Annotated in this window: 20 protein-coding genes; 15 read left to right on the top strand and 5 right to left on the bottom strand. The window is 62.0% G+C overall.

The window, feature by feature from the left end; translation table 11 throughout:
* The first annotated feature begins 18 nt into the window (after nt 1-18).
* Nucleotides 19-516 carry a CinA family protein gene (locus ASF84_RS14395; RefSeq protein WP_056839470.1) on the top strand — a complete coding sequence of 166 codons (498 nt, stop codon included), beginning with the start codon at nt 19-21 and terminating at the stop codon, nt 514-516.
* 18 nt (nt 517-534) lie between these two features.
* On the opposite strand, the gene ASF84_RS14390 is transcribed toward ASF84_RS14395, so the two are convergent.
* The gene (locus ASF84_RS14390; protein ID WP_056839468.1) at nt 535-1,143 is read right to left on the bottom strand and encodes a TetR/AcrR family transcriptional regulator; all 609 of its coding nucleotides are present in this window, start codon (nt 1,141-1,143) and stop codon (nt 535-537) included.
* A gap of 99 nt (nt 1,144-1,242) precedes the next feature.
* Here ASF84_RS14390 and ASF84_RS14385 point away from each other — a divergent pair, with 99 nt between their 5' ends.
* Both ASF84_RS14385 and ASF84_RS14380 read left to right on the top strand, forming a co-directional pair.
* On the top strand, nt 1,243-1,881 hold the full coding sequence (locus ASF84_RS14385) for an NAD(P)H-dependent oxidoreductase (RefSeq protein ID WP_056839467.1): 639 nt from the start codon (nt 1,243-1,245) through the stop codon (nt 1,879-1,881).
* A gap of 74 nt (nt 1,882-1,955) precedes the next feature.
* Nucleotides 1,956-4,304 (top strand): FdhF/YdeP family oxidoreductase, encoded by a 2,349-nt coding sequence (locus ASF84_RS14380; RefSeq protein WP_056839465.1) that lies wholly within the window; start codon nt 1,956-1,958, stop codon nt 4,302-4,304.
* On the opposite strand, the gene ASF84_RS14375 is transcribed toward ASF84_RS14380, so the two are convergent.
* Complete coding sequence (locus ASF84_RS14375; protein WP_056839463.1) at nt 4,292-4,708, bottom strand: winged helix-turn-helix transcriptional regulator; 417 nt, start codon at nt 4,706-4,708, stop codon at nt 4,292-4,294. The genes ASF84_RS14380 and ASF84_RS14375 overlap by 13 nt on opposite strands.
* 85 nt (nt 4,709-4,793) lie before the next feature.
* Here ASF84_RS14375 and ASF84_RS14370 point away from each other — a divergent pair, with 85 nt between their 5' ends.
* Nucleotides 4,794-5,648 (top strand): SDR family oxidoreductase, encoded by an 855-nt coding sequence (locus tag ASF84_RS14370; protein WP_056839461.1) that lies wholly within the window; start codon nt 4,794-4,796, stop codon nt 5,646-5,648.
* Between the two features lie 77 nt (nt 5,649-5,725).
* A complete protein-coding gene (locus ASF84_RS14365) occupies nt 5,726-6,733 on the top strand; it encodes a zinc-dependent alcohol dehydrogenase family protein (RefSeq protein ID WP_056839459.1) in 1,008 nt (335 codons plus the stop codon).
* On the opposite strand, the gene ASF84_RS14360 is transcribed toward ASF84_RS14365, so the two are convergent.
* Complete coding sequence (locus ASF84_RS14360; RefSeq protein WP_056839457.1) at nt 6,730-7,800, bottom strand: alkene reductase; 1,071 nt, start codon at nt 7,798-7,800, stop codon at nt 6,730-6,732. The genes ASF84_RS14365 and ASF84_RS14360 overlap by 4 nt on opposite strands.
* A 51-nt stretch (nt 7,801-7,851) precedes the next feature.
* Complete coding sequence (locus tag ASF84_RS14355) at nt 7,852-8,685, bottom strand: pirin family protein (protein WP_056839455.1); 834 nt, start codon at nt 8,683-8,685, stop codon at nt 7,852-7,854.
* 112 nt (nt 8,686-8,797) lie between these two features.
* Between ASF84_RS14355 and ASF84_RS14350 the strand changes: the two genes are divergently transcribed.
* The 10 genes from ASF84_RS14350 to ASF84_RS14305 all read left to right on the top strand — a co-directional run bounded on the left by ASF84_RS14350 (nt 8,798) and on the right by ASF84_RS14305 (nt 20,684).
* Nucleotides 8,798-9,709 carry a LysR family transcriptional regulator gene (locus ASF84_RS14350; protein WP_056839453.1) on the top strand — a complete coding sequence of 304 codons (912 nt, stop codon included), beginning with the start codon at nt 8,798-8,800 and terminating at the stop codon, nt 9,707-9,709.
* A 331-nt stretch (nt 9,710-10,040) separates the two neighbouring features.
* Nucleotides 10,041-11,195 (top strand): ABC transporter substrate-binding protein, encoded by a 1,155-nt coding sequence (locus ASF84_RS14345; protein ID WP_236709426.1) that lies wholly within the window; start codon nt 10,041-10,043, stop codon nt 11,193-11,195.
* A 66-nt stretch (nt 11,196-11,261) separates the two neighbouring features.
* Entirely contained in the window at nt 11,262-12,137 is an 876-nt protein-coding gene (locus ASF84_RS14340) for a branched-chain amino acid ABC transporter permease (protein WP_056839449.1), read from the top strand.
* An 11-nt stretch (nt 12,138-12,148) separates the two neighbouring features.
* Nucleotides 12,149-13,930 (top strand): branched-chain amino acid ABC transporter ATP-binding protein/permease, encoded by a 1,782-nt coding sequence (locus tag ASF84_RS14335; RefSeq protein WP_056839447.1) that lies wholly within the window; start codon nt 12,149-12,151, stop codon nt 13,928-13,930.
* Nucleotides 13,923-14,627: an ABC transporter ATP-binding protein gene (locus ASF84_RS14330; protein ID WP_056839445.1), complete on the top strand. Its 705-nt coding sequence runs from the start codon at nt 13,923-13,925 to the stop codon at nt 14,625-14,627. The genes ASF84_RS14335 and ASF84_RS14330 overlap by 8 nt, the downstream gene beginning before the upstream one ends.
* A gap of 33 nt (nt 14,628-14,660) precedes the next feature.
* Nucleotides 14,661-15,431 carry an SDR family oxidoreductase gene (locus ASF84_RS14325; RefSeq protein WP_056839443.1) on the top strand — a complete coding sequence of 257 codons (771 nt, stop codon included), beginning with the start codon at nt 14,661-14,663 and terminating at the stop codon, nt 15,429-15,431.
* A gap of 60 nt (nt 15,432-15,491) precedes the next feature.
* Nucleotides 15,492-16,508: a LacI family DNA-binding transcriptional regulator gene (locus tag ASF84_RS14320; RefSeq protein ID WP_056839441.1), complete on the top strand. Its 1,017-nt coding sequence runs from the start codon at nt 15,492-15,494 to the stop codon at nt 16,506-16,508.
* Between the two features lie 325 nt (nt 16,509-16,833).
* Complete coding sequence (locus tag ASF84_RS14315) at nt 16,834-18,267, top strand: aldehyde dehydrogenase family protein (RefSeq protein WP_056839440.1); 1,434 nt, start codon at nt 16,834-16,836, stop codon at nt 18,265-18,267.
* 13 nt (nt 18,268-18,280) lie between these two features.
* Nucleotides 18,281-19,102: a shikimate dehydrogenase family protein gene (locus ASF84_RS14310; RefSeq protein ID WP_056839438.1), complete on the top strand. Its 822-nt coding sequence runs from the start codon at nt 18,281-18,283 to the stop codon at nt 19,100-19,102.
* On the top strand, nt 19,089-20,684 hold the full coding sequence (locus ASF84_RS14305; RefSeq protein ID WP_056839437.1) for a GMC family oxidoreductase: 1,596 nt from the start codon (nt 19,089-19,091) through the stop codon (nt 20,682-20,684). Before ASF84_RS14310 ends, ASF84_RS14305 begins: the two co-directional genes overlap by 14 nt.
* 13 nt (nt 20,685-20,697) lie before the next feature.
* Here the strand turns inward: ASF84_RS14305 and ASF84_RS14300 are convergent, their stop codons facing one another.
* The gene (locus ASF84_RS14300; RefSeq protein ID WP_056839435.1) at nt 20,698-21,612 is read right to left on the bottom strand and encodes a LysR family transcriptional regulator; all 915 of its coding nucleotides are present in this window, start codon (nt 21,610-21,612) and stop codon (nt 20,698-20,700) included.
* Nucleotides 21,613-21,697 lie beyond the last annotated feature (85 nt).

Here is a 21,697-nt window from a genome sequence, read left to right as displayed (position 1 = left end):
TTGAGTGCGGAGTGCGCAATGAACCCTGCCGAAGTTGTCGACTACCTCAAGGCCCATTCCCTTTACCTCACCACCGCGGAATCCTGCACGGCCGGAAGAATCGTTTCGTTGCTGGCTGAAGTACCGCACTGTGGCGAAGTCATGGAAAGCGGTTATGTGGTGTATTCGCCTGAGGCCAAGCACCGGCTGTTGGGCGTCAGCCTCAAGACCATGGAGTTTTTTAACCTCACCAGCAATGAAGTGGCCCGGGAAATGGCCATAGGCGCACTGCGTGACAGCCCGGCCAATGTGGTGATTGCCACCACAGGGTTATGCGGCAGCGAAGACGTCGACGGCATTCCGGCCGGCACCGTGTGTTTTGCCTGGGGATTTGTCGAGGGCAAGCGCCTCAGCGTCTTTACCCGGCGCGAGCGGTTCTTCGGTGACCGGTCGAACCTGCAGAAGGAGGCGGCGCTCTATGCCCTGGACCGCCTGGCCGGCTTTCACCAGCGAATGCTGGCGGGCGAGTCAGGATAAGCCGGCCAGACGCCGACTTTATCGGGCGCGGCTGAGCATCGACACGATCACCTCATACAGTTCGGCCTTGGCCTGTGATGGCGACACCTCAGCGGATGCCGCGGCGTCCGACAGCGCTTCGGCGGCGCCGAGCATGGCGCGCAAATGCGCGGTCGACAGCTGCCTGTTGCCGATAAAGGGCGCCAGCACAGCCCGGCATTTATCCATGAACGCTGCCTCATACGCCTGCTTGACCCGCGCCAGTTCCGGCGAGCTGCTGAGCGCGGCAAGTACGCCCGCGATTTCACGGCCTTGCTGCAGCACGCAGTCCACATAGGCATTGGCAATCACCCGCGCCTTGGCCTCGGCGCTCGCTTCGCTGTGTTGCAAGGCTGCATCGAACAGCGCTGTCTGACGCTCGTCGAAATCCTGATACAGCGTGCACAGCAACGCCGGGCGATCCGGAAAGTGATCGTAGACCACCGGCTTGGTGACACCGGCCTGTTCGGCCAGATGACCCAGCGTCAACGCTTCGGTGCCTTGTTCACGAACGATTTTCCAGGCCACGCCCAGCAACTGGGCCAGGCGGTTTTCCCGCGACAGGCGTTGGCGCGGCTGGGAACGGGCAGGTGAGGGCGGGCTTGACATCGCTATATACCAAAAGTAAGTTATCGAAACCTACCAAAAGTATATTGCGTCAGGCGCCGTCTCGCAATCGACTGATCATCCGCCCACAAGGAACCGCCCATGCACACGCTTATCGTTGTCGCCCATCATGATGCCTCCTCCCTGACTCACAGCCTGGCCAGGCAAGTGGCCCAAGGCATTACCGACGCTGATCCGTCGCACAGCCATGAAATCCTCGATCTGGCCGCCAGCGGCTTCGACCCTCGATTTTCGGTGGCCGATGGCGCGGTTCATCGCCACAAAAGCCCGCCGCCTGCCGATGTCCTGGCCGAACAGGCGCGGATCGAGCGTGCCGATGCACTGGTGCTGGTCTATCCGGTGTATTGGTGGTCGATGCCGGCGTTGCTCAAGGGCTGGATCGACCGGGTATTCTGCAATGGCTGGGCGTTCGATTTCAGCCCGGATGCCACGCTGGTCAAGAAACTGGGCCACCTGCAGGTCCATCTGCTTGGCGTGGCCGGAGCCGACGCTGGTACATACGAACGGCATGGATACGGTACGGCAATGAAAACCCAGATCGATCACGGCATTTTCGATTACTGCGGCGCACCGGTCATAAGCTCCACGCGGGTGTTCGAATCGGAAACGCAGCCGGCAGCAGCCTCTCTCCAGGCGGCACACCAACTGGGTAGACGCTTGTTCCGAGATGCCGATAAGCCATCTGTCGTCAAACGCGACACAGCCGTTGAACAAGGCTGAATCGCAAGCAGTCCTTTGCTGTGCATGCAAGGTTTTCCATTGGCCTTTCAGGGGCTTCCAGCAAGGGGCGTTCGATGCAGCTTATCCATTCCACTGCCCGGTTCCGGCCTTATCTCTCGGCGTCGGGAGGGTGGGGCTCGGCCCGTTCGGTCATGAACATTCTCTGGCGCGAGCAGGCATGGCGTCATGCCCCGGCCACTTTGTTCCAGTTGAATAAACCCAAGGGCGTTGCCTGTGTAAGTTGCGCCTGGGCCAAGCCGGCCCATCCGCTGGCACTGGAGTTCTGTGAAAACGGCGCCAAGGCCACGGCCTGGGAGCTGACCGCGCTCAGAACCGCCCCGGATTTCTTTGCCCGCCACACCCTGACCGAACTGCGCGGCTGGAGCGATCATGCCCTGGAGCAACACGGGCGGTTGACCCATCCGTTGCGCTACGACGCCAGGGATGATCGTTACCGGCCCACCAGTTGGGCCCAGGCCTACAAGGAAATCGGTGCCGAACTGCGCCGGCTGGCGCCCGATGAGGTGGTGTTCTATGCCTCCGGGCGGGCGTCGCTGGAAGCGTCGTTCATGTATCAACTATTGGCCCGGGCCTACGGCACCAATAACCTGCCCGACAGCTCGAACATGTGCCACGAAAGCACTTCGGTCGGCTTGCAGGAAAGCATTGGCGTGCCGGTAGGCACGGTCACGCTGGATGACTTCGAACACACCGACTGCATTTTCTTTTTCGGCCAGAACGTCGGCAGCAACAGCCCGCGCATGCTGCACCCGCTGCAAGCGGCGCGTAAGCGCCAGGTGCCGGTGATCACCTTCAACCCGTTGCGCGAGCGGGGCCTGGAGCGCTTCGTCAACCCGCAATCGCCGGTCGAGATGCTGGGGCCGGCGTCGACTGTGATCAGCACGCAATACCATCAGGTGGCGATTGGCGGCGACATTGCGGCCATCACCGGCATGGCCAAGGCGCTGCTGGAAATGGACCGCCAGGCCCAGGCCGAACAGCGCCAGCCGGTGCTGGACCATGATTTCATCGCGCAACACACCGAAGGTTTCGAGGCGTTCATTGCCCAGGTCGAGCGCCAGCCCTGGGCTGTGCTGGAAAGCCGTTCGGGCCTGAGTCGCGGTGCGATGGAGGCCGCCGCCACCGTGTATGCGCGCAGCGAACGGGTCATGCTGGTCTACGGCATGGGCATGACCCAGCACCGTCATGGCGTCGAAAACGTACAGATGTTGGTCAACTTCCTGTTGCTGCGCGGCAATATCGGCAAGCCGGGTGCGGGCATCTGCCCGGTGCGCGGGCACTCCAATGTGCAGGGCCAGCGCACGGTGGGCATTACCGAAGACCCGGCCAAGGTGCCCAAGGACAAGATCGAGGCATTGTTCAGTTTCAAGGTGCCCGAGCGCATGGGCCGGGCCACGGTCGACACCTGCGAGGGGATTTTGGACGGCAGCGTCAAAGGCTTCATCGGGCTGGGCGGTAACTTTCTGCGTGCCATTCCAGATACGAGTCGCATGGAGCCGGCCTGGTCGCAGTTGCAGTTGAACGTGCAAGTGGCCACCAAGCTCAATCGCAGTCATTTGTTGCCTGGCACCCATATGTGGTTGCTGCCGTGCCTGGGTCACCTGGAAATGGACCGGCAAAACGGCCAGGAGCAGGTCTACAGCACAGAAGACAGCACCGGGTTCGTGCATGCCTGGAAAGGAACCCGGAAGCCGGCCGGCGAGCACCTGCAATCAGAAGTGGCGATCATCGCCGGTATTGCACAAGCCACCCTCGATGGCCAGGCCCGGATTCCCTGGGCGCAGTGGCAGGGCGACTATGCCCAGATCCGGGCAGCCATTGCGCAGGTGTACCCGCAGATTTTTCATGACATGGAAACGCGCATGTGGATGCCGGGCGGCTTTCACCGTCCCTTGCCGGTGCGCCAGCGTGAGTGGCCCACCGAGTCCGGCAAGGCACAGTTCGTGACGCCGCAGACACTGGATGAAAACGACGATGTTCCTGGCACCGCTGACAACCGCCATGTCATTCAGCTCATGACGATCCGCAGCAACGACCAGTTCAACACCACCATCTATGGCTACGACGACCGTTTTCGTGGCGTGAAGGGCACCCGCAGCGTGGTGTTTCTCAACCGCAACGACATCGTGCGCCTGGGCTTTGCCCCTGGTGACTGGATCATGCTGCGCACGGCGGTCGAACCGGAAGTATTGCGTGAAGCCGGGCCCTTGCAGATTCTGGCGTATGACATTCCCGAAGGCTGCGCGGCGGGGTATTACCCCGAGTGCAATGCGCTGGTGCCGCTGTGGCATCACGCCGAGCGCAGCAAGGTGCCGGCGGCCAAGTCAGTGCCCGTGACCCTGCATGCAGCGCCTCGTCAACCGCGTGAGCGCGAGGTGCCAGGTAGCGATCAGGTGGTCTGATTCAGCGCAGAGTCTGCTTTTTCATGGCGAATCTGCAGAATGGCCGGCAGCCGTTCTTCGATCCAGTCGACCATGGCTTCGACTTTTGCTGCAGCCTCACGGCCCAGCGGCGTGAGGCTGTATTCCACATGCGGCGGCACCACCGGGTGTGAGACGCGCTGCACCAGGCCGTCGCCTTCAAGCCCTTGCAGGGTCTGTGCAAGCATTTTTTCACTGATGCCGCCGATCTTGCGTCGCAGGTCACTGAAACGATGCGTGCCGTCAATCAGCACCACCAGTACCAGCACGCCCCAGCGGCTGGTCATGTGCTTGAGCACATGGCGCGAAGGGCAGTCGGCGCTCAGCACCTCGCCACGGCGAAGTCTGGCGGCCAACGGCGTGTAAAGCTGTTCATCCACGGTCATGGCACTTACCTTTTTGTGCGTACTTACTAATCGTAAGTGTGCGGCGTAGCATGCGGCTTCCTCTCATTCGAATCAAGGTGCTTTCATGATTGCTGTCACAGGTGCAACCGGCCAACTGGGCCGTCTGGTCATCGACGCGCTGCTTAACAGCGTGGCCCCAACCCACGTGATCGCCCTGGTGCGTGACCCGCTCAAGGCCCAGGACCTGGCGGCCAAGGGTGTGATTGTGCGCCGGGCTGATTACTCCGAGCCGCAGACGCTCGACGCGGCACTGGCCGGCGTCAGCAAGCTGCTGCTGATTTCCTCGAACGAAATCGGCCAGCGCTCGGCACAGCACCGAGCGGTCATTCAGGCGGCCAAGACCGCCGGCGTGCAGTTGCTGGCCTACACCAGCGTGCTGCGGGCCGACACTTCGCCCTTGAGTCTGGCGCTGGAGCACCGCGACACCGAACAGGCGCTGGCCGAGTCCGGCCTGGATCATGTGCTGCTGCGCAACGGCTGGTACCACGAGAACTACACCGCCAGCGTGCCTGCCGCGGTTGAGCATGGCGCCATTCTGGGCAGCGCAGGTGAGGGGCGCATTGCTTCGGCCTCGCGCGCCGACTATGCCGACGCCGCTGCGGTGGTGCTGACCCAGGACGGTCATGCCGGCAAGGTCTACGAACTGGCCGGTGACGACAGCTATTCATTGACGGAACTGGCCGCAGAGGTGGCTGAACAATCGGGCCGGCCAGTGGTGTACAGCGACCTGCCGGAGCAGCAGTACAAAGCCGCGCTGATCGGTATCGGTCTGCCCGATGTCTTTGCCGCGCTGCTCTCGGACTCCGACACCGGTGCGGCCAAGGGCGCGCTGTTCGATGATTCGCGTCAACTGAGCCGACTGATCGGCCGGGCGACGACACCAATTGCCGTTTCTGTTGCCCAAGCCCTCAAGCACTGACGTTCACAGTGCGCCAGCCGGTGGCTTGAAGCGCCATCCGCTGGCGCACCCTCATCGCCTTGAAAGGGACTTGTTCAATGAAAGCCATCACCCTTCGCCTGCCTGCAGGCCTGGATAATCTTCACCTGGTCGACTTGCCTGATCCCGGCCAGCCGGGGCCAGGCCAGATCCGCGTGCGCGTGCACGCCAGCTCCTTGAATTTTCATGACTACGCGGTGGCCACCGGCAAGATGCCAACGGCTGACGGGCGTATTCCCATGGCCGATGGCGCAGGGGTGGTCGAGGCCGTAGGCGAAGAGGTGACCGAATTCAAGGTGGGCGACCATGTGGTGTCGTGCTTCTTTCCGCACTGGCATGACGGGGCGCCGACCATTGGCGACTTCAGCACCACGCCGGGTGACGGTGTCGACGGTTATGCCCGGCAAGTCGTGGTCAAGCCCAGTCACTGGTTTACCCGTGCCCCTAAAGGCTATTCGCATCAGGAAGCCGCGACCCTGACCACCGCCGGGCTGACCGCCTGGCGTGCATTGGTGGTCAATGGCGGTATCAAGCCGGGTGATTCGGTGCTGGTGATGGGCACCGGCGGGGTGTCGATTTTTGCCCTGCAACTGGCCAAGGCCATGGGTGCCGTGGTGATTGCGACCTCGTCATCGGACGAAAAACTGGCCCGGGTGCGGGCGCTGGGCGCCGACCACACGATCAATTACCGCACGCAACCGCAGTGGGGCGAAGAAGTCCTGGCGCTGACCCACGGGCGCGGCGTCGATCATGTGGTCGAAGTGGGCGGCCCGGCGACGCTGGCGCAATCGATCACGGCCTGCCGGATCGGCGGGCATATTGCCCTTATCGGTATCCTCACCGGGGTGTCTGGTGAAGTGCCGACCGTGGCGCTGATGGCCCGGCAACAGCGTCTGCAGGGCTTGATCGTCGGCAACCGGCAACACCAGCTTGACCTGGTCCAGGCGCTGGAGTGCCTGAAGGTCAAGCCGGTGATCGACAGCGTGTTTGCCCTGGAGGACATCGGCAAAGCCTTCGCCCATGAAGCCTCTGGCGCGCACTTTGGCAAGATTGTGCTGAGCGTTTAGACCGCCAGGGCCGGGTAGTCGGTGTAGCCTTTTTCTTCACCCTGGTAAAAGGTGGTGGTGTCGAGCGGGTTCAGCCCGGCGCCTTTTCTGAAGCGCTCGACCAGGTCCGGGTTGGCAATGAAGGGCGTACCAAAGGCCACCAGGTCGGCGTCGCCGGTTTGCAGGGCGGTTTCGGCCTGGGCGGCATCGTAGCCACCGTTACTGATGTAGGTGCCGCCGAAGTGGCGCTTGAGCTCGGCAAAGTCGAAGGCTTCTGTGCCCATCCTCACCACATGCAGATACGCCAGGCTGTAGCGGCTGAGCATTTTCGCCGCCTGGTTGAACGTGACCTGCGGCTGGCTGTCGCTCATCGAGAAATAATCGAACACCGGCGACAGGCGAACGCCGACGCGGCTGGCGCCAAAGACTTCGATCACCGCCTCGACCACCTCCTTGAGAAAGCGCACGCGGTTCTCGGCCGAGCCGCCGTAGGCATCGGTGCGCTGATTGGTGCCATCGCGCAGGAACTGGTCGATCAGGTAACCATTGGCACCGTGGATTTCCACGCCATCGAAACCGGCCTGCCGGGCATTCTCGGCCGCCTGCCGAAAGTCGGCCACAACCGCAGCAATCTCGTCGATACCCAGGGCGCGTGGGACCTCGTAGGCCTTGAGCCCCTCGGGGGTGTACAGCTCGCCGTCGGCCTTGATCGCCGAAGGGGCCACCGGCTGGTTGCCGTTGGGTTGTACCAGGGCGTGGGACAGGCGGCCTACATGCCACAGTTGCAGGAAGATACGCCCGCCTTGCTGATGCACGGCATCGGTGATCTGCTGCCAGCCCTTGATCTGGGCGGCAGTAAAGATGCCGGGGGTACGCATGTAGCCCTTGCCTTGGGCCGAGACTTGCGAGCCTTCGGTGACAATCAGGCCGGCACTGGCCCGCTGGCGGTAGTATTCGGTCATCAGCGGCGTGGGGACGTCGCCATCGCCGGCGCGACTGCGGGTCATGGGCGCCATGACCATGCGGTTGTTCAAGGCAGTGGCGCCAAGCTGGACAGGCGAAAGCAGAAGATCGGGTGCGGTGGTCATGGTTTTGCTCGCTTGAATAAAGAATGAATAGAGAGGGCTGTGGCTTGGGCCTCAGGCGCCCAGCAGGGCGCCGATGCGTTGGATTTCAGCTTCGCCCTGCGCCAGGGCGGCGGGGCTGGTGTGCACCGAGTAGTGCCCGGTCACCAGGTCATGGGGATGCTTGATGGCCGAACCCAGCACGAACGAGGTGGCGCCGTGGGCCACGAAGTCGATGCCTTGCTCGCTTTCTTCAAAGGCCGCCAGTTCACCGGCTTCGATCAGGCCATTGGCGTGCAGGCGACCGGCATTGACCGCCACCCAGGCCACGGTGTGTCCGGCGGGTGGTGTGTAGTGCCAGTGCTCGCCGTCACGCAGGTTGACCGCCAGGTAGTTGATGCCGGCAGGTGCCGGAATGGGGCTGCGGGCAGCACCGTACTGGCCGATCAGCACCCGCACGGGGCCGTCCTCGGCAACGTCGGCCGGGTCGAGGTAAAGGCTCTGGGCCGGGGCGTTTTCCAGTGCCGCCGGCAGCGCCAGCCACAGCTGAAAACCCAGCATGGCGGCATCGCTGGCCAGTGTCGCGTCATGCCATACACCGTTGCCGGCACGCATCCACTCCACACCGCCGGCCGGCAGCACACCCGTTGCACCGGTGGAATCCTGATAGGCCACGTCGCCGGAGATCATGTAGGTGACCGTAGCAATGCCCGAGTGCGGGTGCATGCCGAAGCTCGACTTGAGGCCTTTGGCTTGCAGGCTGAAAATGTCCAGGAATACGAAGGGCTTGAGCACCTGGCCCAGATCGCCGGGGCTCATCAAGCGGGTGATGGGGCCGTGGACGCGTCCTGATGTCTGACGAGTGATTCGGCGTTGGGCCTGGTGTTGAACGGCAAGTGTGCGAGTCATGGGAAGGCGCTCTGCAAGTGGGAATGTCCGCAGCTTAAGCGCCTGGCAATTACTTTATTAGATGGCACAATTGGAGTGCACTCATCCAGTTAGCGAAGTAGTGGTGTTGCCTATGCTTGATCTCAACGATGTTGCCTTGTTCGTCCACGTAGTCCGTTACGGCAGCTTTGCCCAGGCCGCCCGGCTACTGGGCATGCCGGCCAATACCCTCAGCCGTCGGGTGCAGCAGCTTGAGGACCAGGTCGGCACCCGCCTGTTGCAGCGTTCGACCCGCAAGCTGACCCTGACCCAGGCCGGCCAGGCCTTTCACGACCGCTGCTCAAGTGCTGTCGAAGGCCTGATGGAAGCCGGGCAGCAATTGATCAGCGGCAGCCAGGAACCCAGCGGCACGGTGCGTGTGGCGGCGATGGCCGATTTCTTCGACTTTTTTCCGATGCAATGGGTGGCCGACTTTCTCGCCACACACCCCAAGGTGCGGCTGGATTTTGTCCTCAGCGACGCCCGTTGCGACCTGATTGCCGAACGCATCGACATTGCCTTTCGCGGCGGCATCCTGCAGGACTCCGGCTATGTGGGCCGCCAGTTACTCGAAGCGCGTCATGATCAGATGGTGGCCAGTCCTGCTTATCTGGACCGGCGTGGCATGCCAGTCACGCTGGAAGCCCTGGCTGAACACGATGCGGTCAGTTTCACTCAACCCGGCCACTTGACCACCTGGCGTCTCAAGGGCCCGGGCAGCGCCGAACACGATGTGCGCATCGCCAGTCGCTTTACCGGCAACACCGCCCAGGCCTTGCGCAAGGCGACGCTGGCCGGCCTGGGCATCACTCTGTTGCCGATCACCATCGTCGCCCCCGATCTGCACGCCGGTCGCCTGGTGCCTGTGTTGCCCGATTACTACCGCACCGGCTATGGCCTGCACGTTTTATACCCCAGCCGCCAGCATCTGCCGTTGGCAGTGTCGGCGTTTATCGAGCTGATCATGGAGCGCCTCGGGCGCCAGGGTTTTACAGCACGCGATTGAAAGGCGTGGCTTAACCCCGGCAATGACTGTGACGAGCGTTCACAGCAGGTGTGAATTCTCAGCGGTATGAATGCGTCAACGCCCGCCGTAATCTTTGGGCGTTGCGCAACGGTACACAGGCCATCTGTAAACCACGCTGCCACACTAAAAATGAAGCGCTTCATAAAATGATGAGTTTTTAAGCCATAAGCAGGTATTTGGCTATTTAAAGTAACCATAAAAAATATGAATCGATTCATTTTTTTGAGCCATGCCTTTTTACCAGGAGATAACAATGAAGACAAAATACTGGGCTACATCCCTCTGCGCGGCGTTGTCATTGAGCGCTTCAATGGCCTCCCTCGCCGATATAAAACTGGGAGCGCTCTATCCTTTCAGCGGGGGCTTGGCCTTGCTGGGCGATGAAAGTTACCGAGGGCTGGAAATCGCAGTGGCCGAGCGCAATGCGGCAGGCGGTCTCAAAGGCGAGCAAATCGCGTTGCTCAAGGCGGATGCCGTCGACGCAGGCCAGGCAGTGGGCGCGGCGCGCAAACTGACCTCGGTGCAAAACGTCACGGCAGTGTTTGGCAGCTATTCCTCGGCCCTGTCCTTTGCCGCCACGCAGGTCACTGAGCTGGCAGGCGTCCCGTATTTCGAGTTGGGCGCCGTGTCTGACAGCATTACCGAGCGCAATCTCAAGTATGTGATGCGCAGCAACCCGACGGCCAAGAACTTTGCCGAAGGCACTATTACCGCCATCACCAGAATCGTTGCACCGACGTTGAATGTAGATGCCAGGCAACTGAAGGTCGCGATCATTCACGAAGATGCGCTGTACGGCACCACCATTGCCGGGTTCCAGAAAAAGCTGGCCGAAGAGCAGGGGCTCAACGTGGTCGAGGTGCTGCCTTATTCGGCCAAGGCCGTCGATCTGTCCTCGTTGATTCTGCGCCTGAAGGGCGCTCAGGCCGACGTGGTGCTGCAAACCAGCTACCAGAACGACACCACGCTGTTCTTCCGGCAGATCCGCGAGGCTGGCTTCAAGCCCAAGGCCGTGATTGGCGCCGGCGGTGGCTACTCGATGCAGGACACCGTCAAGGTGGTCGGCGCGCAGAACATGGAAGGGGTGCTGGACGTCGATTTTCCGCAATACCAGACCAACGAAGCCGGTGCACCGGGCATCAGCGCCTTTGCCCAGGCCTACAAGGCGCGCTATGGAACCGAACCCCGTTCCGGTCATAGCCTGATCAACTATGTGGGCGCCAAGATCTTCCTCGATGCCATGCAGAGCGCCAGCTCGCTGGAGGCCGATGCATTACGCGCCGCGGTGGCCAGTGTCGATATTCCCGCCGGCCAGACGGCCTCTGGCATGGGCGCGCGCTTTGCCGCCAATGGCCAGAACGAGCGAGCCAGTACCTCGATCATGCAATGGCAGGACGGTGTGTTGAAAACCGTCTATCCCGAGTCGGCAGCCGTAACCAAGGCACGTTTTACCGATCACCCCTGAATACCGGCTCGTGGCAGGTCATCTCCCTGACCTGCGCAACCTGTCCGCTCGCCAAGAGGGCGTCTCGTGGAAATTTTTATCCAGCTGGTCCTGAACGGGCTGCTTTTGGGCGGCACCCTGGCCATCATCAGCATCGGCCTGACACTGATCTTCGGCATCGTGCGCGTGGTCAATTTCGCCCACGGCGAGTTTCTGATGATCGGCCTGTATGCGGTCTACCTGATGAACAGCCACTTCGGGCTTCACCCCTATGTGGCAATCATCCCGGTCACGTTGCTGTTGTTCGCTGCAGGCGCGGTCATGCAGCGCTTCATCATCCAGCCTCTGCTCAGTGCCGAAGGGCATATCCAGATCTTTGCCACGGTCGGGGTGTCGATTGCCCTGATCAACGGTGCATTGCTGGTGTTCGGCGCGGACGTGAAGACCGTGCAGAACATCAGCGTCGGCACCGCGTCTGTGACCCTTGGGCCCTTGCGCGCCAGCAGTGGGCAACTGATCACCTTCGTGGTGTCGTTGATCATGGTCGCCGGACTGCATGCCTTCTTGCACCACACCTTCCTGGGGCGCGCGGTGCGGGCCACGGCGCAACACCGCAATGCGGCGCAGTTGATGGGGGTAGACGTGAAGAAAATCTACGTCTTCGCCTTTGGCCTGGGCTGCGCCTGCCTTGGCGTGGCCAGTGGACTGATTGCCCCGCAGTACCCGGTGTTTCCTACGGTCGGGACGTTCTTCGTGCTGACGGCGTTCGTCATTGTCGTGCTGGGTGGCCTGGGCAGTCTGTCGGGGGCGCTGCTGGGATCGATGGTGATCGGCATCGTCGACAGCCTGGCCGGGTATTACATCGCGCCGGATCTCAAGGAGGTCGTCTATTTCATGATCTTCCTGGCCATCCTGGTGTTTCGCCCGACCGGCCTGTTCGGCTCCGGCCGCGGCTCTGAATAAGGAAAAGGATCATGAACCTCCTGCATCCGCGTGTTTATGTCAGCGCAATTATCCTGGCGCTGCTGCTGGTGATCCCCCTGGGCGTGGGGTCGCCGTTCGTTTACCACCTGTTCATTCTGATTTGCAGCTACGCGGCCCTGGCCAGCGCCTGGAACATCGTCGGCGGCTTTGCCGGCCAGTTGTCGCTGGGCCATGCCGTGTTCTATGGCGTGGGGGCCTACACCACGACCTTGCTGATGATCAACTTCGGCCTGAGCCCCTGGCTCGGCATGTTCATCGGCGCGGCTCTGTCGTGCGTGGTGGCGGTGGTGATCAGTTGGCCGTGCTTCAGGCTGCGCGGGCCGTTCTTTGCACTGGCCACCATTGCCGTGCTGGAAGTGGTACGCCTGGTTGCGATCAATCAGCACGACATCACCGGTGGCGCCGCAGGTATTGGCGTACCGCTGCAACTGGGCATCGAATGGATGCTGTTCCGGCCTCGCTGGCCTTACCTGCTGATCGCGTTCGGCTTTCTGATCGTGACGCTGGCCGTGTCGTGGAAAATCAAGACCTCGCGCCTGGGCTACTACCTGATCGCCGTGCGCGAGCGTGAAGATGCCGCCCATGCCGTGGGCGTCAACTCGGTCAAGGTCAAGCTGATCGCGGTGATCCTCTCGGCTTTCCTGACCAGCCTGGTGGGCAGTTTCCATGCGATGTACCTGACCTTCATCGAGCCGGGCTCGGTGTTCTCGCTGGACCTTTCGATCCAGATTGCCATGTTCGCCCTGATCGGCGGCCTGGGCACCGTATCGGGCCCGCTGATCGGCACGATCCTGGTGCTGCCACTGGCTGAACTGGCGCGCGGCTGGCTGGGTGACATGGGCAGCGGCGTGCACGGCCTGGTCTACGGCATTGTGCTGGTGGTCGTGGTATTGACCATTCCGCAAGGCCTGGTCGGGCGTTTCGGCGGCCGTGTATTCGCCTGGATCGATGCCTTGCCCGGCGGCAGGCAGCCGCTACTCAAGGAGACGGCGGGCACCATGCCCAAACCGGTGCCGACGATCTCGGCCACCCGGGGCGAGCCGATCCTGGTCGCCGAAAACCTGCACAAGTTCTTCGGTGGTCTGCATGCCACCAATGACGTGTCATTGAGCCTGGCCGAAGGTGAAATCGTCGGGGTCATCGGCCCCAACGGTGCCGGCAAGACCACCGTGTTCAACCAGCTCTCCGGGTTTTTGCTGCCCTCCAAAGGCTGCGTGAAGGTACGCCTGGCCAATGGCGAATGGATCACTCCCACCAGTCCGGCGGGGTTTGCCCGGGCCGGCATTGGCCGCACCTTCCAGATCGTGCAGCCATTCGCCGATTTGAGCGTGGGCGAAAACATCATGCTGGGCGCCTTCATGCACACCGCCGATGCCCATGAGGCGCGGGCGATTGCCACCCAGGTGGCGCACCTGACCGAACTGACGGCCTTGCTGGACACCCGTGCGCGCAACCTGACCGTCGGTGGCATGAAACGCCTGGAGATGGCGCGTGCCCTGGCCACGCGGCCGCGCATCCTGCTGCTCGATGAAGTCATGGCCGGCTTGAACCCTGCCGATGTGGCCAAGGCGATCGAAGTGATTCGCCGGGTACGCGATTCTGGCGTCAGCGTGCTGATGATCGAGCACTTGATGCAAGCCACCATGAGTCTGTCCGACCGGATTGTGGTGATCAGTTCCGGGGCTTTGCTCATGCAGGGCGCCCCGCAGACGGTCATCAACGACCCGCACGTCATCGAAGCCTATCTGGGCAAGGAGTACAGCCATGCTTAAGCTCACTAATGTGCATGCCGGCTATGGCGGCACCGAGATCCTGCGCGGCGTCAGTTTTGAAGTGAATGCCGGCGAGGTCATCACCATCGTCGGCGCCAACGGGGCCGGCAAGACCACCACGTTGCGCAGCCTGTGCGGCATCGTCGAACCGTCGCAGGGCAGCATCGAGTTCGAAGGGCAACGCCTGGACGGCAAGCGACCGGATGAGATCGTGGCCGCGGGGCTGACCCTGATTCCTGAAGGTCGCCAGCTGTTTCCGTTTCTGAGTGTGCGCGACAACCTGCTGATGGGCGCCTACAAACGCAGCGCCCGTCAACATTACAAGAAGCGCTTCGACGATATCCTGGACCTGTTTCCCCGGGTGCGTGAGCGCCTGGGCCAGAACGCCGGCACCTTGTCCGGCGGTGAACAGCAGATGGTCGCCATTGCCCGCGGCCTGATGGCCGAACCCAGGCTGCTGATGTTCGATGAGCCTTCACTGGGCCTGTCGCCGCTGCTGGTGTCACAGGTGTTCGAGATCATCGGCAAGATCCTGGCGCTGGGCACCACGGTGCTGATCGTCGAGCAGAACATCGTGCATACATTGCGCATTGCCAACCGGGGTTATGTGCTGGAGAACGGTGAGGTGGTCCTCAGCGGCACCGGTCAGGAACTGCTCGACAATCCCCACGTCAAGCGCGCCTACCTGGGCCTTTGACCGGCAATGGATTTCATTGAATCGAGGATAACCATGGAAACGCTTCGGCATGCGGGTCGCGTCGTGCTGGTCACCGGGGCTGCCGGTGGCATCGGTGCTGCCATTGCCCGGCTGTATTGTGAGGAAGGGGCACGGGTCGGCTTGCTCGACTTCGATGCGCAAAGTGTCAGTCGGCAGGCCGACAGCCTGCGCACCGAGGGCCATCAGGTGGCCTGGGCCCAGGCTGATGTAGCCGATTTCGGCCAGTGCCAGCATGCGTGCGAGCAACTCGCCGCCGTGCTGGGCCCCATTGATACGCTGATCAACAACGCCGGGGTTTCGCCCAAGCACAATGGCGCCCCGTCACGCATCTGGGAGATGGACCCGCAGGAGTGGGAGCGGGTGGTCGGGATCAACCTGAGCGGGTCATTCAACCTGGTGCGTACCTTGACCCCGTCGATGGTGCAGCAGCGCTTCGGACGCATCGTCAATATGTCCTCGGTGGCGGGCAGCGCGTTCCTGCCCATCGTGGCGGCGCACTACAGCGCCAGCAAGGCTGCGATCATCGGTTTTACCCGGCACCTGGCCGGTGAGTTGGGGCCGTTGGGGATCACGGCCAATGCCTTGGCCCCCGGTCGTATCGAAACCCCGATGGTGCAAAGCGTATCGGCCCAGGCCAACCAGCGCGTGGTCGATGAAACCCCGTTGCGACGGCTTGGCACACCTCGAGAAGTGGCCCAGGCCGCGTGCTTTCTCACCTCGGGTGACAGCGCGTTCATCACCGGCCAGGTGCTCGATGTGGCTGGCGGCTGGTTGATGCGCTAGAGCGGTCACGGGCGCGTCTGTCAAACTCTGGTGTATTGACCCGGCAAGGCTGATCCTTTGATGAAAACGCATGAAAAACCCAAGCTCAAGGACGTGGCGCAACTGGCCGGTGTCTCGGTAGGCAGCGCGTCGCGGGCGCTTTCGGTTCCGCACCTGGTCAAGCCCGGCACCTTGCAGAAAGTGCTGGCGGCGGTCGAGCGGCTCGGTTATGTCCGCGACGGGGCTGCCCGGGCGCTGGCTTCACGGCGCACCTACAGCATCGGGGCCGTTTTTCCGACCTTCAATAACCCGGCCTTTGCCGAGTCGGTTCAGGCCCTGCAGCAGCGCCTGAGCGCGCTTGGCTATCACCTGATCATTTGTTCCCATGAATATAACCAGGCCCAGGAGTTGATCAGCGTCAGAAACATGATCGAGCGTGGCGTCGAAGGCGTATTGCTGGTGGGGACCGAACACAGCGCCGCCGTCTATGAATCACTGAACGCTGCGCAATGCCCGTTCATCCTGATGTGGTCGCTCGATGGTCTGCACCCACACCATTGTGTGGGTTTCAGTAATGAAGAAGGCGGGCGGATGGTCGCGCGGCATCTGTTGAGCCTGGGCCATCGCAGCATCGCCATGATCAGTGGCGTGCTGGCTCACAACGAGCGTGCCCATTACCGCAAGCTTGGTGTGCTCAGTGAGCTGGCCGGTCACGGCGTAACGCTCGACGAGACGCGTTTCATTGAGCAGCCCTTTACCCTTGAGGGCGGTCGTGCCGGGTTGCGCATGGCGATGGAACTTGAGCCACGGCCGACGGCGATAGTGTGCAGCACGGATGTCACATGCATAGGCGCTGTCGCCGAGGCGCGACTTTTGGGTATCCAGGTGCCCCACGCGCTGTCGATCACCGGCTTCGATGATATCGACGTTGCCGCCGTGTCCGTGCCGGCATTGACCACCGTCCGGGTGCCGTTGTTTCAGCTGGGTATCAGCAGCGCCAATAATATAGTGGCGTTAATTGAAGGCAAACCCTTGGCGCGGCGCGAACGTATGCCAATCGAACTGGTGGTTCGACAAAGTACGGCGGTAGCACCTTGAATAATAAACGTGGCGTGGATGCGTGATGAGCCGGGCATGTAAGACAAGGCAATCGTAAACCAGGCGGCGTGGCAAAGAGGGTGTGAATACAGGTCACAGCCACGCCGTAGACGACGTCCAGTGATCTGGGTATCGTTTTAAACAGAGGCGGCGACTGATCAAGTTACTGTGTTTGCATCGCCCTTACTTTAATAATCAACTACCCGTTCGGCCCACTTTTTTTAAATGATTAGTTGCGGTCAGGTACGCGACAGGTGTCGGCACTTTCTTGTCGCCTGCGCCCCTGCACGTCTTCAGGAAGTGGCCCGGTATTTCAGGAATCAATATGCACAAGAACTTTATTGCCGGTGAATGGATTGAGGGCGTTGATATCAATCTGAATATCAACCCTTCCGATACTCGCGAAGTCATCGGCGAATATGCCCGCGCCGACGCCACGCAGGCCGCAATGGCCATCGATGCCGCTTTTGCGGCCACTGAGCGCTGGGCACGGGTCAGTGCCGAGGTGCGCAGCGATGCACTGGACCGTATCGGCAGCGAAATCCTTGCCCGGCGTGAGGAGCTGGGGCAACTGCTGGCTCGCGAAGAGGGCAAGACCCTGGCCGAAGGCATTGGTGAGGTGGTGCGTGCCGGTCGCGTATTCAGGTTCTTTGCCGGTGAAGCCTTGCGCCTCTCGGGCGAGCGGCTGGCGTCGATTCGCCCCGGCGTCGAGGTGGATGTCCGGCGTGAGCCCGAAGGCGTGGTAGGCATCATCACGCCGTGGAATTTTCCCATCGCCATTCCGGCCTGGAAAATCGCCCCGGCCCTGGCGTTCGGCAACACGGTCGTGTTCAAGCCCGCCGACCTGGTGCCGGGCAGCGCCTGGGCCCTGGCTGAAATCATCGTGCGGGCCGGTGCGCTGCCGGCTGGCGTGTTCAACCTGGTGATGGGACCGGGCTCGAAGGTCGGCGAGGCGCTGGCCACCTCGGCCAGGGTTCGGGCCCTGACCTTTACCGGCTCCACTGGCACCGGCCGCAACATCGGTATGGCGTGCATGACGCGCGGTGCCAAGGTGCAACTGGAAATGGGCGGCAAGAACCCGCTGATCGTGCTTGATGACGCCGACCTGGAGCAGGCCGTTGAAGTCGCCGTGGCCGGTTCGTTCTTTTCGACAGGGCAACGCTGCACGGCGTCCAGCCGGCTGATCGTGCAAAGCGGCATTCACGACCGCTTTGTCGAGGCGGTCATCCGGCGCCTGGCGTCACTGAAGGTCGATCATGCATTGGCGCCAGGCTGCGACATGGGGCCGGTGGTCTCGCAGGCGCAGTTGCAGCAGGACTGCGATTACATCCAGCAGGCACAGCAGGAAGGCGGGCGGCTGGTGTATGGCGGTGAGCGGCTGGAACGCAGCACCCCCGGCCACTACCTGTCACCGGCGCTGATTACCGAAACGCACAACCAGATGCGCATCAACCGCGAGGAAGTGTTCGGACCGGTGGCCAGCGTCATTCAGGTCAGTGACTACGACGAAGCGCTGGCAATTGCCAACGACACCCCATTCGGGCTGTCTTCGGGCATCTGCACCACCTCGCTCAAGTACAGCAGCGATTTCAAGCAGCGCTCCACCGCCGGCATGGTGATGGTCAACGTCGCCACGGCCGGGGTCGATTACCACGCGCCGTTCGGCGGTCGCAAAGCCTCAAGCCATGGCGCGCGCGAGCAGGGCGGCTATGCCAAAGAGTTCTACACCACTGTCAAAACCGCCTACACCCTGGCCTGATGGAGTGAACGACATGCAGCAGATCACTGGCAACACACGGGTCTATGCCATCATCGCCGACCCGATCCATCATGTGCAGACGCCCACTGCAATAAACCGGTTGTTCGCCGCACGCGACGATGACCGGGTCATGGTGCCCTTTCACGTCAAGACCCAAGACCTGGCCGGCGTCGTCGAGGGGCTGCGCAGCATTCAGAGCCTGGACGGCTTTATCGTTACGGTGCCACACAAGACCGCGATGCTGGAACTGTGCGATTCGGTGTCGGAGGCGGCCAGACTGGTCGGTGCCGTCAATGCCGTGCGTCGCGGGCCCGACGGCCTCCTGCACGGCGACATTCTGGATGGCGCAGGCTTTGTCTCGGGCCTGCGGCAAAAAGGCATCGAGCCGGCCCGGCGCTCGGTCTATCTGGCCGGTGCCGGAGGCGCCGGCAAAGCCATTGCCTTTGCCTTGGCCGAGGCCGGCATTTCCAGCCTGACGATCTACAACCGCTCGGCCGCCAAGGCCCAGGCACTGATCGAACGACTGGCCGGCGTATTCCCCGACGTAGCCTTTACCGTGGGCACTGATAACCCTGCCGGTCATGACCTGCTCATCAACAGCACTTCGCTGGGCCTGGCCCCAGGCGACAGCCTGCCCTTTGACGTCAGTGGCCTGGTGCCTGAGCAGATCGTGGCAGAAATCATCATGCAGCCGGCCATCACCCCGTTGCTGGCTGCGGCCATGACCAAGGGTTGCCGTATTCATGACGGCTTGCCGATGCTGCTCTGCCAGATCGAACTGATGGCCGCCGCCATGACCTGCACCGGGAGCGAGTTGCCTCATGAACACATTTGATTACGTCATCGTCGGTGGGGGGACCGCCGGTTGCATCCTGGCCAACCGGCTGACGGCCTCGGGCAAGTATTCGGTGCTGGTGCTGGAGGCGGGGGGGGAGCCCAGTGGTTTCTGGATTCCGATCCCGGCCGGCTTCAGCAAGCTGCTGGTCGACAAACGCTATAACTGGCGCTTCAAGACCCAGGCCGAAGCTGGCACCTGTGGCCGCGAAATCAGTGTCCCGCGCGGCAAGGGGCTGGGCGGCTCGACGTTGATCAACGGCATGATCTATGTGCGTGGCCAGCCGGGCGACTATGACGCCTGGGAGGCGGCCGGTGCCCGGCACTGGAACTTTGCAACGCTCAAGCCCTATTTCAAGAAGTTCGAGACCTACACGCAGGGTGATGACAGCCGTGGCCGGGAAGGGCCCATGCACATTCACCAGGTCGACGAGCGCTACCCGATCGCCGATGCCTTTCTGCAAGCTGCCCTGCAAGACGGCCAGCAGCACAACCCCGATTACAACGGTGATGACCAGGCCGGCTTTGGCTACTACCAGGTCGCCCAGCACAAGGGCCGCCGCTGGAGTGTGGTCGATGGCTACCTCAAGCCGGCCCGGTCACGGACCAACCTGCATATCCGCACCCACGCCCATGTGCTGCGCCTGAACCTTGAGGGCTCCCGTTGCACCGGCCTGACCTATCGGCATCAGGGGCAGGAAAAGACCGTGGCAGCCCGTGTGGACGTCATTCTGTGCGCCGGTGCCATCCAGTCACCCCAACTGCTGGAACTGTCGGGCATCGGCCGGCCCGACGTGCTGGGCGCCTGTGGTATCACGCTCAGGCACAGGCTTGATGGGGTCGGCGAAAACTACATCGACCATTTCGCCACCCGGATGAACTGGCGCCTGAAAAACACCGTGACCCTTAACGAGATGGCCCGTGGCTGGCGGCTGGGGCTGGCGGTGGCTGAGTACTTCACCAAGCGCACCGGCATTCTGACGCTGGGCACCGGGCTGGTGCACGGTTTCGTCAAGACCGAGCCTGAGAGGGTGACCCCGGACGTGCAGTATTTTGTCGTTCATGCCAGCTACGCCAATGCCGCCGAACGCATTCTGGACACCCATCCTGGCTTTACCATCGGCGTCAGTCAGTTGAGACCCAAATCCCAGGGCAGTATTCATATCCAGTCCAGCGACCCGGACATGATGCCGGCCATCAGGCCCAACTTTCTGACCTGTGAAGAAGACTGCAAAAGCCTGGTAGAAGGCATGAAGATTGCGCGGCGCATCATGCAGCAACCTGCCTTGCAGCCGTTTGTCGAGGCAGAAACCAGCCCCGGGCCTGAGACCGTCAGTGATCAGGACTGGCTGGCCTTTGCGCGGGAGAACGGCCAGACCATCTACCACCCCCTGGGCACCTGCCGCATGGGTGAAGACCCAGAGGCGGTGGTGGACTCAAGCTTGCGCGTGCGGGGGCTTGAGGGGTTGCGCATCGTCGATGCGTCGGTCATTCCGTCCATGGTGTCGGGCAATATCCAGGGCGCGGTAATGGTGGTGGCCGAGCGCGCCGCCGACCTGATTCTGGCGGCGGCGCCTGTCTGAAAAGACGGCCTGTTCACTTGGCCGGGCCCGTCGCCCAGGGATGCTCGGCCAGCTTGCGCTCAAGAAAATCACGAAACACCCTGATGCGCGGGCTCAAATGTTTGCGATTTGAATAAACCATGTAGATGGGCTCTTTTTCGTCCAGCGCATAGTCCTGCAGCAGCGGAATCAGCCGCCCGCTGGCGATGTCGGCACCAATATGAAACTGTGCAAGCTTGACGATACCGGCACCGGACAAGGCCATCTGCCGCAACAGATCGCCTTGGGCGAACGAGGCCTTGGCGCTGACCGGGATCAGGGTCTTTTGCTGGTCGATCAGAAATTCCCAGTTGTTCCAGGCACTCTTGAAACTGAAGTTGAAGCAGGCGTGGTGGACCAGATCCTGCGGATGGGCAGGTTCACCGCAACGCGCCAGGTAGTCGGCCGAAGCGCAGATAAGCCAGGCACTTTCGCCGATTTTTCTGGCAATGCGCGAGGAATCCGGCAGGACTCCGCTGTGAATGGCGATATCAAGCCCCTGCTCGAAATGATCGACATATTGCGGCCCGGCCTGGATATCCACGCTTAATGCCGGGTAGGTGGCCAGAAATTCCGGCAGCCACGGCAGGATCTGATGCCTGGCAAAGGTCGCCATGGTATGGATGCGCAATGTGCCACTGACCCGGTTCGGGAACGCTTCGGCCAGCGAATCGGCTTCTGCCATGGCATTGATGACTTCACGGGCGCTGACCAGGTACGCCATGCCTTCTTCGGTCAGCATCAAGGCACGGGTGCCGCGCTGAAAAAGCCGGACCTGCAGGCGGTCTTCCAGCCGGGTAATGAGCTTGCTGATGGCCGAGGGCGTCAGGCCGTTGGCACGAGCGGCGGCCGAGAAGTTGCCATGCTCGTTGGCCCACATGAACGCCAGCATTTGCGAGTAATTGTCCATTCAAGCCCCTTGATGGCAGTGAAACGACAAACGCGCCCGAGGCGCGCTTGTGTGGGCCTTGTTTTTGACCGATCGTTCTTGAGGT

This window comes from Pseudomonas sp. Leaf127, from assembly GCF_001423155.1.
GTDB classification, from domain to species: domain Bacteria; phylum Pseudomonadota; class Gammaproteobacteria; order Pseudomonadales; family Pseudomonadaceae; genus Aquipseudomonas; species Aquipseudomonas ovata.
This window is presented reverse-complemented; position numbering and strand designations above follow the sequence as displayed.